This window comes from Streptomyces sp. NPDC005438 (genome assembly GCF_040606315.1).
Taxonomy (GTDB): domain Bacteria; phylum Actinomycetota; class Actinomycetes; order Streptomycetales; family Streptomycetaceae; genus Streptomyces.
This window is the reverse complement of record NZ_JBEXEP010000004.1, coordinates 379364-393186: the sequence shown is the minus strand read 5'-3', so window position 1 is coordinate 393186 and position 13823 is coordinate 379364. Positions and strand designations below refer to the sequence as shown.

The window sequence follows — 13823 nt, the reverse complement described above, 5'->3', positions numbered from 1 at the left end:
GGGGTCCGGGTTCCGGGGCCGGTTCGGTGGCCGTGGGGACCTGCCGGGCCGGGTGTTCCCCTCCGGCGACTGGGAGCAACCGGCCGAGCGGCTCGACGAGTTGTACCGCTGGGTGGAGGACGGGGCGCTGTGGGTCATCGACTGGTACCTGACCGACCGACGGCGCAAGCGTCGGTGGGCGCGACTGCTGCGACTGGGGGCCGCGCTGGGCGCGGTGACCGGGGCGGCGCTCCCGTTGCTGGAACTGGCCGGGGTCCTGGGGGCCGGCCTGGGCGTGTGGGGGTACCCGGCACTGCTGGCGGCGGCGGCCTGTGTGGCCGGTGACCGCTTCTTCGGCCTGACCTCGGGCTGGATGCGCGACATGGCCACCGCCCAGGCGGTACGGCGGCGCCTTGAGGAGTTGCAGTACGACTGGGCGACCGAGTCGGTACGGGAGGTGCTGGGCCCCACCGAGGGCAGCGCGGGTGAGGCGGCGGAACGCTGCCTAGCGGTACTGCGCCGGTTCACCGAGGACGTCTCGGGGCTGGTACGGGCCGAGACCTCCGACTGGATGGTGGAGTTCCGGGTGGGCGCCCCCTCGGTGCCGACCGGGGTCGGCGGGGTGGCCGTGGCACGGGAGGCCGGCTGTGGTGGCCGGCACCCGGAGTGCGCGCCGGCCGCCCCGGTGAACCGCTTCCCGTCCCCGCCCGGGGTGCGGGCCAACATGCCCCGGCAGCGTCCACCGGAGCGCTGAGCCCTCGCGGTGCCCTCACCGGGTGGGAGCCCCCCGCGGGGATGTTCCGACGCGGCTCCGCGCTGAGCCCCGGGGCGGCCTCCGCTCCCGGCCCCTCCCACCACCTCAGCCGGCCACGGGCGAGCCAAGCCCCCACCCGAGGGGACCGCGTGACCTCGTGGGCGGGACACCGCCGCCCTCACGGCGCCTCTGCCCCTGGTGTACGGGCCCCGGCATCCCCGGGCGTACCGCCCCCGCGACCGGGGTGGACCGACGGCGACGGCCACCCACCACCGCCGTACCGGGGCGCCACCGGACCGGTCACCTGGACCCACTGCCACCGTGACCGCGCCCAGGCCGGCGCCCCTGCCCGAGAGGGATGAACCGTGAACGGCGGCCACCACCAACCGCCCTCGTACGTTCACCACCAACCCGCCAACCCGCCAACCCGTCCGACCACCGGACCGGTCACCGACCCACTGCCACCGCGACCCAGCCGGCCGGCCCCACCCACGGCAGGGCACAGAGGGTGAACGACGGCCACCACCGCCCCTCGTACCCGGTCACCGCCAACCCGCCAGCCCAACCGCCCATCCACCCGCCGACCGGTCACCGACCCACTGCCACCGTGACCGCGCCAGGGTCAGCTGATCACCTCCCCTGGAGGGGATCAGCTGAAGATGATCATCGAGCCCTGGGCGAGACTACGGGTGGCGGCCGTGTGCAGGCCCAGCCAGACGTGACGTTCCCGGGCGAACGGGCCGTCGCCGTAGTGCGGCACGGTGGCCGGCTCGTCCAACTCGGTGGGGCGGGTGGGGGGTTCGGGTGGTGGGGGCGGGTTGGCGTGGTCGATGCCCAGGGTGTGGGCGACCGCCTCCAGCTCTCTCAGCAGTCCGTGCGAGGAGCCGAGGGGGCCGCCGCCCTCCAGCAGCTCGTCGTTGGCCAGGGGAGCGGGGAAGTCGATGGGGACGTAGGCCCCGGCGTGGTCGTAGTGCCACACCAGGTGCGAGGTCTGGGCGGTGGGCTCGAACATCTCCAGCAGCTGTTCGTAGTCGCCGCCGAGAACGTCGACCGGGGTGACCTCCAGCCCGCACAGCTGGAGCAGCCGGGCGCGGCGCAGCAGGTGCAGGGCGTCGTAGTCGAAGCCGGCCACCGGGGCGACCTCGCCGGAGAGTCCGGGCATGTAGGCGTAGACCGGTACCGAGGGCAGCCCGGAGGCGTTCAGCGCCTTGTCGTAGGTCGCGATCTCCTCGGCGAAGGGGTTGTCGGGACTGTGGCACAGCACGTCGACGAGGGGGACCAGCCAGAGATCACAGGCCAAGGGGTGCTCCTCTATACGCCGGCTGGGAGTCCGCGCGGACTCCCTGGTTCCAGGATGGCCCAGTGATCGACTCGCTGTAAACGGCGGCGGGCCGACGGGGCCGGGGGGGTGGTGACGTCGGGTGTTTCGCTGGCCCCGTGGGCCTCACCCGTACCGGTGGGGGTCGGTGCCGCTCCCCGACGCCTCGCTGACGGTGTCGCCGAGGGCCAGGGAGTGGGCGTTGTAGTCGGCGACCAGCCGGCGGGCGGCGGGTACGTCCTGGTCGCGGATGGCCTCGGCCAACTCCCGGTGGCCGGACCACAGTTGGCCGCTCAGGTCGGGGCGCTGTCGTAGGTGGGGGACCACGTAGGCCCAGCACTGGACCCGTATCCGGTCCAGGAACTCGCTGAGGTAGGGGTTGGCCAGGGTGCTGCCGAGTTCCCGCCAGAACCGCAGGTCGCAGCCGATCAGTACGTCCAACTCGCCTTTGAGGGCGGCGCGTTCGGCGGCTGAGCCCCGGCGTACGACACCGGCGACCACCTCCGCGTCGTGGGTGGCGCTGACCGCCTCGTGGATGAGGTCCTGGGTGGCTTCCGGGACCTGTTCGGCCACCTGCCGGGCGACCTGGCCCGGGGCCTGCCCGGGCCCGGTCACCCTCATCGCCTGCCGGAACACGCCCTCCACGATCAGGGCCCGGGCCTCCACCATGGCGCGGTAGTCGGCGAGCCCGAACTCGTGCACCCGGAAGCCCCGGTGCTGTTCCATGTCGAGCAGGCCCTGGGCGGACAGGTCGACCAGGGCCTCCCGTACGGGGGTGGCGGACACCCCGTACTGTTCGGCGATCTCCTTGACGGTGAACTGCCGGCCGGCGGGGAGCCGCGCCGCGACGATGTCCTCGCGCAGCGCGGCGGCGATCTGGGCGCGCAGGGTACTGCGCTGGATCACGCCCTCAGCTCCCTGCCGCGACGGTGTGCCGGTCGGCGACCGAGAGGGCGCCGTCCAGGATGGCCAGACCGTCCTTGGCCTCCGTCTCGGTGATGGTGCAGGGCGGCACCACGTGGGTGCGGTTCATGTTGACGAACGGCCAGAGCCCGGCCTGCTTGCAGGCGTTCGCGAACTCGGCCATCGGCTGGTTGGCGTCCCCCGAGGCGTTGTAGGGCACCAGGGGTTCGCGGGTCTCCCGGCTGCGCACCAGGTCCAGGGCCCAGAACACGCCGACGCCGCGCACCTCGCCGACCGAGGGGTGCCGTTCGGCGATCTGCCGCAGGCCGGGGCCGAGCACCCGCTCGCCGATGCGCTGGGCGTTGCCGACGATGTCCTCCTCGGCCATGGCGTTCAGGGTGGCCACGGCGGAGGCGCAGGCGAGGGGGTGGCCGGAGTAGGTGAGCCCGCCGGGGTAGGGGCGCTGTTCGAACTGGGCGGCGATGGCCTCGGAGATGGCGACGCCGCCGAGGGGGACGTAGCCGGAGTTGACGCCCTTGGCGAAGGTGAGCAGGTCGGGGGTGACGTCGTAGAGGTCGGCGGCGAACCAGGTGCCGGTGCGGCCGAAGCCGGCCATCACCTCGTCGAGGATGAACACCACCCCGTGCCGGTCGCAGATCTCGCGGACGCCGGCGAGGTAGCCGGCGGGGGGCATCAGCACTCCGGCGGTGCCGACGATGGTCTCCAGGATGACCGCGGCGACGGTGCCGGGGCCCTCGTAGACGATGGTCTCCTCCAGGTGCGCCAGCGCCCGCTGGCACTCCTGTTCCTCGGTCTCGGCGTAGAAGTGGCTGCGGTACAGGTGGGGGCCGAAGAAGTGCACCACCCCGGAGCTGGCGGTGTCGGAGGCCCAACGGCGGGGGTCGCCGGTGAGGTTGATGGCCTGTGAGGTGGCGCCGTGGTACGAGCGGTAGGTGCTGAGGACCTTGGCGCGGCCGGTGTGGAGGCGGGCCATGCGGACGGCGTTCTCCACCGCCTCGGCCCCGCCGTTGGTGAAGAAGATCCGGTTGAGGTCGCCGGGGGTGCGTTCGGCGATCAGCCGGGCGGCCTCGGAGCGCACGTCGATGGCGAAGCCGGGCGCCATGGTGCACATCCTGCCGGCCTGCTCCTGGATGGCGGCCACCACCTTGGGGTGCTGGTGCCCGATGTTGGTGTTGACCAGCTGGGAGGAGAAGTCCAGATAGCGGTTTCCGTCCATGTCCCAGAAGTGGGAGCCCTCCCCCCGGTCGACCGCCAGCGGGTCGATCTGCCCCTGGGCGGACCAGGAGTGGAAGACGTGGGCGCGGTCTGCGGCCTTGACCGTCGCCTTGTCGGGCCTGCCGGACTCACTGGTCATTCCTGTCACCTCTCACTTGACTTCGACGCTGGCCCCCGGCCGTCCACCCTAGCCATCGGGCCTGGTTGACGCCCCCGGACCGGAGGGCTCCCTTTGTGCCGCCTCCCGGGTGGCGGCCCTGGTCACGGGGGTGTGGGGGGATCAGGGGGGTGTGGCGGGGGGTCGGGTTTTCCGTACGCCGGCGCCGGGTGGGGTCACCACCGGGCTCCGGTAACGGAACCGAATCAGGACCGGCTCCGGTCGCCTACGGCCGGCGATGGCCGCCTATCCTGCGGGAACGCCGGAGTGCCGCCTCGTACTGCGGTGGGGGAACTCGCGGGCGGACCGTACAGTCGGGCCAGGTCCGGGGGACCGAGGGGACAAGGGTGAGGTGGCCCGTGGTTGTCGGGCCGGCCAACAGGGGGAGGTAACAGCACAGTGCGAGCGCTGGGTGTGGACGACCCGCGGACCGTCGGTGCCTACCGGCTGCTGGGCAAGCTGGGCGAGGGAGGGATGGGCTGTGTCTACCTGGCCCGTTCCGACCGGGGCCGCACGGTCGCGGTGAAGGTCGTACGGGGGGAACTGGCCGGCCAACGGGACTTCCGTACCCGCTTCGACCAGGAGGTGCGGGCGGCGACCAGGGTGGGCGGGGAGTGGACCGCCCCGGTGCTGGACGCCGACACCGAGGCCGCCACGCCCTGGGTGGCCACCGGGTACATCGCCGGCCCCTCGCTGACCGAGGTGGTGGACGAGAGTTACGGGCCGCTGCCGGACAAGACGGTGCGGGCCCTGGCCACCGGGCTGGTGAAGGCCCTGCACGCGATCCACGGGGCGGGGCTGATCCACCGCGACCTCAAGCCCTCCAACATCCTGATCACCATCGACGGGCCGAAGGTCATCGACTTCGGTATCGCCCGCGCCCTGGACGCCCTGGCCACCAGTGCCCAGGGGGTCACCCAGACCGGGGCGGTCATCGGCTCGCCCGGCTTCATGTCGCCCGAGCAGGTACGCGGTACCCGGGTCACCCCGGCCAGTGACGTGTTCTGCCTGGGCGCGGTGCTGGCGTACGCGGCCACCGGGCGGATGCCGTTCGGTACGGCCGACAGCGGGATCCACACCCTGCTGTTCCGTATCGCGGAGGAGGAACCGGACCTGGAGGGGCTGGACGGGCCGCTGCGCCGGCTGGTCGAGGACTGCCTGCGCAAGGACCCCGAACAGCGGCCCACCGTGGACCAGTTGCTGGCCCGTACGGCCGGGGACGTGCCGCGCACCTGGCTGCCCGGGGAGGTGCTGGCCGACCTGGGGCGGCACGCGGTGGAGCTGCTCAACGTGGAGGACCCGGAGGGGCAGCCGGCGTCCGGGGCGAACGGGCTGCCCACGCCCCCGACGGCGCCCCCGACCCCGTCCGTCCCGTCGACCCCTCCGACGGCGGGCGTGTTCAGCCCGCCGGCCTCGCCGTACCAGTCGCCGTACGCGGCGCCGTCCCCGTACGCCACCAACTACGCGGCCACCGGCTACCAGTCGATGTACGGCGGCGGCACGGGCCGGCCGCTGCGGGACGCGGTGTCCCCCCGGCTGCTGGGGCAGCTGACGTCCTGGTTGATGGGCCTGCTGCTGGTGCTGCTGCTGATCGACGGCTTCTACAAGCTGCACGTCTACAACGAGTTGGACAGCGCCCTGCAGTTCGTGGCGCCGAACAACGTGCGGGGCTACGCCGGTTGGAAGGACGGCACCGACGTGCTGCGGGCCCTGATCCTGGTCGCCGAGGTGGCGGTGATCACCAGCTGGGTGGTGTGGTTCCGACGGCTGTACATCAACGCCGAGGTGCTGGGGTCCGGCCAACAGCTGCGGCACTCCTCGGCGATGGCCGTGGGCGGCTGGTTCATCCCGGTGGTGGCGTTCTTCCTGCCCAAGCAGATGGCCAACGACATCTGGAACATCAGCCTGCGCGAACCCCACCTGCCGTGGAACGTGCGACCCTCCCGGGCCCTGCTCAACGGCTGGTGGACCGTGTGGCTGGGGCACGCCGTCATCAACACCTGCACCATCTGGGCCAACTGGACCTCGGAGGACGACGTGCACGGCGCCCAGGGGCTGCTGGCCCTCCAGGCCATGGGCGACTGGCTGGGCGTGGTGGCCGCGCTGCTGGCGGTGCTGGTGGTGGTCCGGCTCTCCGGTTCGCAGGAACGCCGACTGGCCGGTATGGGCTAGGGGATGCCGCTTGGATCACTGCGAGGCTCGCGTGTGGTGTCACCGGGCGTGCCGCGTCTCGCCGCGTTGTCGCCGTGGGCCGCCGTGGGCCGCCGTGGGCCGCTGCCGTCGATGCGCTGCATCGACGCCTCCTCCGCCTTGCTGTGTCCACGGCGCGGGGCGATGGGGCGCCCGACGGGCGCCGTACGACGGCACGCGGACCCCTCGGCGCTCAGGGCGCCGCGCCCCGGGGCCACCCCCGCCGCTCCGGGCCGGGGAGCCGGCACGTGGGCCGTGCGGAGGGAAGCCGATGCGCGGCCCCGGTGACCGGGGGCGCCCGACCGGCCCCGGCGCCCCTCCACGAGAAGCCCCCCGACGCCACGGCGATCGACCTGGACCCATCGACGAGCTGACCGGAAGCTGACCCGAGGAGCACCCCGCATGGAACCGCTGTCCCCCGAGGACCCCGGCCGGATCGGGCGGTACCGGCTGCTGGGCAGGCTGGGCGGAGGCGGCATGGGACGCGTCTACCTGGCCCGCTCCGAGGGCGGACGCACCGTCGCCGTGAAACTCGTGCGGCCCGAGCTGGCCCAACAGGAGGAGTTCCGGGCCCGCTTCGCCCAGGAGGTGGCCGCCGCCCGCCGGGTCGGGGGACGCTGGACCGCCCCGGTACTGGACGCCGACACCGAGGCCACCACCCCCTGGGTCGCCACCGGCTACATCGCCGGCCCCTCCCTGACCGAGGTGGTCCACCAGCGGTACGGCCCGCTGCCCCCGGAGTCGGTACGAGCCCTGGCCACCGGACTGGTCAACGCCCTGGCGGCGATCCACGAGGCGGGGCTGATCCACCGCGACCTCAAGCCCTCCAACATCCTGATCACCATCGACGGGCCGAAGGTCATCGACTTCGGCATCGCCCGCGCCCTGGACGCCCTGGCCACCAGCGAGCTGACCCGGACCGGCGCGGTCATCGGCTCCCCCGGCTTCATGTCCCCCGAGCAGGTGCGGGGGGAACCGGTCACCCCGGCCAGTGACGTGTTCTCCCTCGGTTCGGTGCTGGCGTACGCGGCCACCGGGCGCCCGCCCTTCCGGGCGCCCAGCGGGGGCTCGCACGCCCAGATGTTCCGCGTGGTCGGCGAGGAACCGGACCTGGAGGGGCTGGACGGTCCGCTACGCCGGCTGGTCGAGGACTGCCTGCGCAAGGACCCCGGGCAACGTCCCACCGTGGACGAGCTGTTGGGGGTGCCGGGACCGAGCCTCACCCCGACCTGGCTGCCTCCCAAGGTGCTGGCCCAGCTCGGCCGGCACGCGGCCGACCTGCTGGACCTGGACACCGCCACCGGCGGCGCCGAGGCTCCCGGGGCGGAACCCGCCACCGGCGGCTTCCCCCTGGCCCGGCCCCGTACCGTCGTCGTCCCGTCCCGGGGCGCGGCCAGCGGGGAGGCGCCGACCCGTGGTGGCCCGCACCAGGGCGTGACCGTACTGCCGGTGCCGCCCTCCCGGGCCTCCCGGCCACCGGCCGCCGCCCCGGTGCACCCGAGGTGGCGTACCGTGCCCGCGCCTCGGCGCCAGCTGGCCCCGGTGCCGGAGGCGGCGCGCCGGCCCCTGCTCGACTGGACGCTGGCGGCGGCCACTTCGGCACTGCTGCTGACCGTGGGCGCCCTGCTGCTGCGGGAGGCGTCCAGCCTGCACCAGCTGACGGACCGGATCACCGCGCAGGGCCTGGCCGGACCGGCCTCGCTGCCGCCGTTGCGGGCGGACACCGACGACGCCCGGCACGGGCTGCTGTACGCGCACCTCGGGGCCGCCCTGGCCTGGCTGGCCTGGTTCTGGCGGGCCCATGTGGTCGCCCGCTGGCTGGAGCCCACCCAGCTGCGGGTGGCCCCGGTGTGGGCGGTGCCGTCCTGGCTGGTGCCGGGCCTCAACCTGGTGGTGCCCAAGGTCATCGCCAACGACGTGTGGTGGATCAGTGCCCGGCGTCCCCGGGACCGGGCCCACCACCAGCGGTACGCGTTCCTGCTGTCCGCCTGGTGGCTGGCCGCCCTGTCCTATCTGGTCCTCAACACCGGCTGGGACGAGTACTGGTACGAGCAGAACTCGGTCGAGGTGGCCCGCAGTTGGCTGGGCACCCAGATCCTCTGCGACCTGGTCGGCGCGGTCGCCGCCCTGCTGGGCGCGGCGTACGTGCTACGACTGACCCGGCTCCAACAGGAGCGCCTCAACGAACGGCCCATCGCGCCACCCACGTCGGGTTGACGCTAGGAGTACCCATGGAACCCCTGCTTCCCGAGGACCCCACCTGGATCGGGGACTACCGGCTGCTGGGCAGACTCGGTGTCGGCGGGATGGGGCGCGTCTACCTGGCCCGCTCCGAGGGTGGACGCACGGTCGCCGTGAAACTCGTGAAGGCCGAGCTGGCTCAACAGGAGGAGTTCCGGGCCCGGTTCCACCTGGAGGTGGAGGCGGCCCGCCGGGTCGGGGGACGCTGGACCGCCCCGGTACTGGACGCCGACACCGAGGCCACCACCCCCTGGGTCGCCACCGGCTACATCGCCGGCCCCTCCCTGGAGCGGGTCATCTCCCCCTCCGAACACGGCCCGTTGCCCACCGACTCGGTACGCACCCTGGCCTACGGGCTGGCCAGCGCGCTGTGGGACATCCACGGGGCGGGGCTGGTCCACCGCGACCTGAAGCCCTCCAACATCCTGGTGACCATCGACGGGCCCCGGGTCATCGACTTCGGTATCGCCCGCGCCCTGGACTCGATGTCCGAGCACACCTTCACCACCAACAGCACGGTGGTGGGCTCGCCCAGCTTCATGTCGCCCGAGCAGATCATGGGGGAGTCGCTGACCACGGCCAGCGACGTGTTCTCCCTCGGTTCGGTGCTGGCCTTCGCCGCCACCGGGGTGCTGCCCTTCGGCTCCCCCAGCGGCGGCATCCACTCGGTGATGTACCGCATCACCGAGGGCGAACCCCGACTGGACGACGTGGACGAGTCCCTGCGCCCCCTGGTGGCCGACTGTCTGGCCAAGGACCCGACGGCCCGGCCGGTCCCGGAGGAGCTGATCGAACGGGTACAGCCGGTGGGGCACGGCGTCACCGCCTCGGCCCCCTGGCTGCCGGCGGCGCTGATCGCCCAACTCGGCCAGCACGCCGTACGGTTGCTGGACACCGACACCCCGCCCGGGGGCAGTTCCCGCAACCGTTCCGAGGCCGCGACCGAGAACGTCACCGGTACCCGGTCACTGCCGGCCGACCCCCCGGCCCAGGAGCCGGTACCCGAGCCCGCCCCGCCCCGTCGACGCCGCGCCCCCTGGCTGACGGTGGCCGTGGTCGCCGCCCTGCTGGCCGGCGGTGGAGCGGCGTACACGGCGATGGACGACGGGGGCGGCACCGCCCGCACCTCCGGCGACAGCGACATCCTCCCGGCCATGCTGGGCACCTGGTCGGGCACCCACCGGAACACCGGCGGTGACCTGGAGTTCCGCAGCTTCACGGTCACCTCGGGCGAGGTGGGGGACGTGGTGGTGAGCACCAGCAGCGTGGGCGCGGACCACCAGTGCCGTAGCGACGGCAAGCTGCTGTCCGGGGGTAAGCGGCTCACGGTGCGCACCAAGGTGGTGGACGCCAAGCCGGAGAACGGCTGCCGGTCCGGTACGTACCGGCTGTCCCGGGACGGGGGTTCCGGCGACCGGCTGCGGTGGGCGGCGACGCGGGCGGGCACCGGGGAGTCGGGGGCCGACGAGGAGAGCGAGGGCGGCGAGGAACTGCCCGACGAGGAGTTCACCCCCGTCGGCAAGCTGGTGCGGGAGCCGAAGGGCGCGACCATCTCCGAGGGCTACCTCGGTACCTGGACCACGGCGTTGCCGGCCGGCGGCACCCAGCGGCTGACCGTCCGGCGGGCGCCCCGGGGCAGCGCGGCGGTGGAGATCGTGCACGAGACACCCGGCTCCCACTGCGAGTTGTCGGCCGACCTGCTGTCGACCCGGTCCCCGTTGACCATCGGCCCGGCCACGGTGGACCGGGCGGAGTCCCGTGGGGTCTGCAACGCCGGTGAGGCGTCCCGCCTGAAGCTGAGCGACAACCAGCTGACCCGGGAGTACTTCGACGACCAGAACAGCCGCACCTACACCAAGGGGGACCCGGACGAGGAGGAGTGACCGGACGAGGAGGACCCGTCGGCCTCGAGGGTGGTCGGGAGAGGGATGTCCTTCGAGAGACCCGGACGAGGAGCGGTGGCCCGCCCCGAGTCACGCCCGGCCGAACACCCCCGCGCCCCGGCCAACCCACCCGTGGGGGAACCACCCCAGAAGGGGGAGCCCGAGCGGGAGCCCCGAGCAACCCCGCATCCCTCCCCGACGGGAACCCCATCCCCCACCGAACCGGCCCGGCACCCACCCGTGGGGGAGCCCCCAGCAACCCCGCACCCCTCCCAAGCGGGAGCCCACCAGCAACCCGGCACCCCCACCGAACCGGCCGGCCCCCCTCCCGGGAGGGAGCCCCGCACTCGCGCGAGCCCCCGCCGCCCACCGAGCCGGCCGGCGTCCCTCCCCCGCGCGAGCCCCCGACCACCCCTCCCACGCCCGGGAGCGCCCCTCACCGCCGGCGTGCCCGACCGGGCCGGGCGGGCCGGTCGGGGGTCAGCTGAGGTCCAGGTCCCGGCGGCGTAGTCCCAGCAGGCCGGCCACGGTGGTCGCGAGTCCCAGTGCGGTCAGCCAGCCGTACGGGGGCCAACTCACCGCGTTGCCCGGCAACTTGGGCAGGTGGGTGAAGGGGGCGAGGTCCATCAGGGGTTGCGGGAGGTCCACGGCCGGGCCCAGCCAGCCGATGGCCAGCACCACGCCGACCAGTCCCCAGACCGCGCCGGAGAGCCGGGGCCAGCGGCCCACCACCAGTACGGCGATCCCGGTCAGGGTCCATACGGCGGGGGCCTGGGCCAGCGCGGCCACGGTCACCTCGCCGACCGCGCCCGGGTCGCCGGCCGAGACCCCGTACGCCAGTCCCATGGACGCTCCGGCCAGGGCCAGCAGCAGGGGCGCCCCGAGCAGCCCGTACACCAGGTGCGAGCCGGCCCACTCCAGCCGTCCGAGGGCGCCGGCCAACAGGGCTTCGGCCCGGCCCTCGGACTCCTCGGAGCGGCAGCGCAGTACCGCGCCGACCGCGTACACGGCCGCGACCATGCCGAACACCCCGACCATGGCGGACAGGAAGGCGTCGGTCAGACCGGCCCGGCCGCCCATGCGGGCGATGATGTCGCGGGTGGCCTGGTTGTCGCCGACCAGTTCGGCCGCGCCCTCGGCCATGGAGCCGAACAGCAGGCCGGCGAGGGCGAAGCCCACCGCCCAGCCGAGCAGGGTGCCGCGTTGCAGTCGCCAGGACAGGGCCCAGGTGCCGCCGAGCCGCCCGACGGCCGGCCCGGGCCGGGTGGCGAGGAAGCTGGCCCCCACGTCCCGGCGGGTCACGGCCAGGTGGGCGGCCAGGGCCAGTACCAGTGCGGTGACCAGTAGCAGGGCCAGGGGGCCGGGGTGGTTGCCGGCGTAGGGGCGGGACTGCTGGGCCCAGCCGAGCGGGGAGAGCCAGCTCAGGGGTGAGGTGGAGCCGTCGACGGTGCCGCTGTCGGCGTCCCCGGCCGCGCGCAGGGCGAAGGCGGCGCCCAGTACGGCGCCGGTGAGGCCCTTGGCGAGGCGGGCGCTCTGGGTGAGTTGGGCGGCGCAGGCGGCGACCCCGGCGAACACCAGCCCCACTCCGGCCAGGGCGAGCGCCAACACCGTTGACCCGAGGGCGGGTTGGCCGAGGGCGACCAGCCCGGCGACGGTGAGTACGGCGAACAGCAGGTTGGCGAGGGTCGCGGTGGACAGGGCGGCGGCCAGCGGGGCGTGGCGGGCCACCACACCGGAGGACAGCAGTTCCTGGCGGCCGGTCTCCTCCTCCTCGCGGGTGTGCCGGACGACCAGGATCATGCTCATCAGCGCGGCGAGTACCGCTCCGAAGGCCATCATCCGCCAGGACAGCAGTCCGCCGACGGAGGAGTCGTAGGCCGGCCCGTACAGGGCGCGCAGGGAGCCGTTGCCGTTGGCGGAGTGGACGGTGGCCGCGCGTTCGGCGGCGCTGTCGTACAGCTGCCGGAAGGCCAGGGCGGTCTGGAGCAGTACCCAGGTGAGCGCCCCGGCCCAGACCGGCAGTACCACCCGGTCCCGGCGGAGGGCGAGCCGCAACAGGGTCCGGGTGCCGGTGAGTCGGGACAACGGGCCCGTGGCGGGCGGGTGGAGGGCGGAGGTCATGACGCGGCCTCGGCCGGGGTGGGGTCCTGGTCCTGGTAGTGGCGCAGGAACAGTTCCTCCAGGGTGGGCGGCGAGCTGGTGAGCCCGCGTACCCCGGCCGAGGTCAGGGCGGACAGCACCGGTCCCAGCCGGTCGCTGTCGACCTGGAGCCGTACCCGGTCGCCCTCGACCTCCAGGTCGTGCACCCCCAGGACGCGGTCCAGGCCCTCGGGGGGCCGCTCCAGTTGGGCGTGGACGCTGGTGCGGGTGAGGTGCCGCAGTTCGGCCAGGGTGCCGGTCTCGACGGTGGCCCCGGCGCGGATGATGCTGACCCGGTCGCAGAGGGCCTCGACCTCGCTGAGGATGTGGCTGGACAGCAGTACGGTGCGGCCCCGGTCGCGTTCCTCGGCCACGCACCGCTGGAACACCGCCTCCATCAACGGGTCCAGGCCGGAGGTGGGTTCGTCGAGGATCAGCAGGTCGACGTCGGAGGCGAGGGCGGCGACCAGGGCGACCTTCTGGCGGTTGCCCTTGGAGTAGGTGTGGCCCTTCTTGGTGGGGTCCAACTCGAAGCGTTCCAGCAGCAGTTGACGCCGCCGGGGGTCGAGGCCGCCGCGCAGTCGGCCGAGCAGGTCGATGGCCTCGCCGCCGGAGAGGTTGCGCCACAGGGTGACGTCCCCGGGTACGTAGGCGATGCGGCGGTGCAGCTCGACGGCGTCGGTCCACGGGTCACGGCCCAGCACCCGGGCGGCGCCCCGGTCGGCGCGCAGCAGTCCGAGGAGCACCCGCACGGTGGTCGACTTCCCGGAGCCGTTGGGGCCGAGGAACCCGTGCACCTCTCCGGTCTCCACTCGCAGGTCCAGTCCGTCCAGGGCGCGGGTGCGTCCGAAGGTCTTCACGAGGCCGGAGACCGACACGGCCATGGCTGGTGTCCTCATGGAGCCGAAGCTACGCTTGTTTCATAAATTTGTGAAGTCTCATAATTTTCAGCAGATCAACGGCCGGATAGGCTTCCGCACCACGGCACGTCCGTGACCGGGGGCGGACCAGAACCGACCGAGA

General features: G+C 73.5%; 9 protein-coding genes. 4 read left to right on the top strand and 5 right to left on the bottom strand.

All coding sequences use genetic code 11. From position 1 onward, the window contains the following. Window positions 1–40: 40 nt before the first annotated feature. A complete protein-coding gene (locus ABZT14_RS12015; RefSeq protein ID WP_356300190.1) occupies window positions 41–733 on the top strand; it encodes an SLATT domain-containing protein in 693 nt (230 codons plus the stop codon). 649 nt (window positions 734–1382) lie between these two features. On the opposite strand, the gene ABZT14_RS12010 is transcribed toward ABZT14_RS12015, so the two are convergent. From ABZT14_RS12010 to ABZT14_RS12000, 3 genes are all read right to left on the bottom strand, one after another. Further along, a complete protein-coding gene (locus ABZT14_RS12010) occupies window positions 1383–2033 on the bottom strand; it encodes a hypothetical protein (RefSeq protein WP_356299965.1) in 651 nt (216 codons plus the stop codon). A 144-nt stretch (window positions 2034–2177) separates the two neighbouring features. Next, window positions 2178–2957: a GntR family transcriptional regulator gene (locus tag ABZT14_RS12005; RefSeq protein ID WP_356299962.1), complete on the bottom strand. Its 780-nt coding sequence runs from the start codon at window positions 2955–2957 to the stop codon at window positions 2178–2180. Window positions 2958–2961: 4 nt separating this feature from the next. Beyond that, a complete protein-coding gene (locus ABZT14_RS12000; protein WP_356299959.1) occupies window positions 2962–4329 on the bottom strand; it encodes an aspartate aminotransferase family protein in 1368 nt (455 codons plus the stop codon). 417 nt (window positions 4330–4746) lie between these two features. Between ABZT14_RS12000 and ABZT14_RS11995 the strand changes: the two genes are divergently transcribed. From ABZT14_RS11995 to ABZT14_RS11985, 3 genes are all read left to right on the top strand, one after another. Beyond that, on the top strand, window positions 4747–6519 hold the full coding sequence (locus tag ABZT14_RS11995) for a protein kinase (protein WP_356299956.1): 1773 nt from the start codon (window positions 4747–4749) through the stop codon (window positions 6517–6519). Between the two features lie 420 nt (window positions 6520–6939). After that, on the top strand, window positions 6940–8754 hold the full coding sequence (locus ABZT14_RS11990) for a protein kinase (RefSeq protein WP_356299953.1): 1815 nt from the start codon (window positions 6940–6942) through the stop codon (window positions 8752–8754). A 14-nt stretch (window positions 8755–8768) separates the two neighbouring features. Then, window positions 8769–10661, top strand: coding sequence for a serine/threonine-protein kinase (locus ABZT14_RS11985; RefSeq protein WP_356299950.1), 1893 nt, complete (start codon window positions 8769–8771; stop codon window positions 10659–10661). A 480-nt stretch (window positions 10662–11141) separates the two neighbouring features. Here ABZT14_RS11985 and ABZT14_RS11980 read toward each other — a convergent pair whose 3' ends face one another. Together ABZT14_RS11980 and ABZT14_RS11975 are read right to left on the bottom strand one after the other, a co-directional pair. After that, window positions 11142–12782 (bottom strand): ABC transporter permease, encoded by a 1641-nt coding sequence (locus ABZT14_RS11980; RefSeq protein WP_356299947.1) that lies wholly within the window; start codon window positions 12780–12782, stop codon window positions 11142–11144. Continuing rightward, the gene (locus tag ABZT14_RS11975; RefSeq protein WP_356299944.1) at window positions 12779–13699 is read right to left on the bottom strand and encodes an ABC transporter ATP-binding protein; all 921 of its coding nucleotides are present in this window, start codon (window positions 13697–13699) and stop codon (window positions 12779–12781) included. The genes ABZT14_RS11980 and ABZT14_RS11975 overlap by 4 nt, the downstream gene beginning before the upstream one ends. Window positions 13700–13823 lie beyond the last annotated feature (124 nt).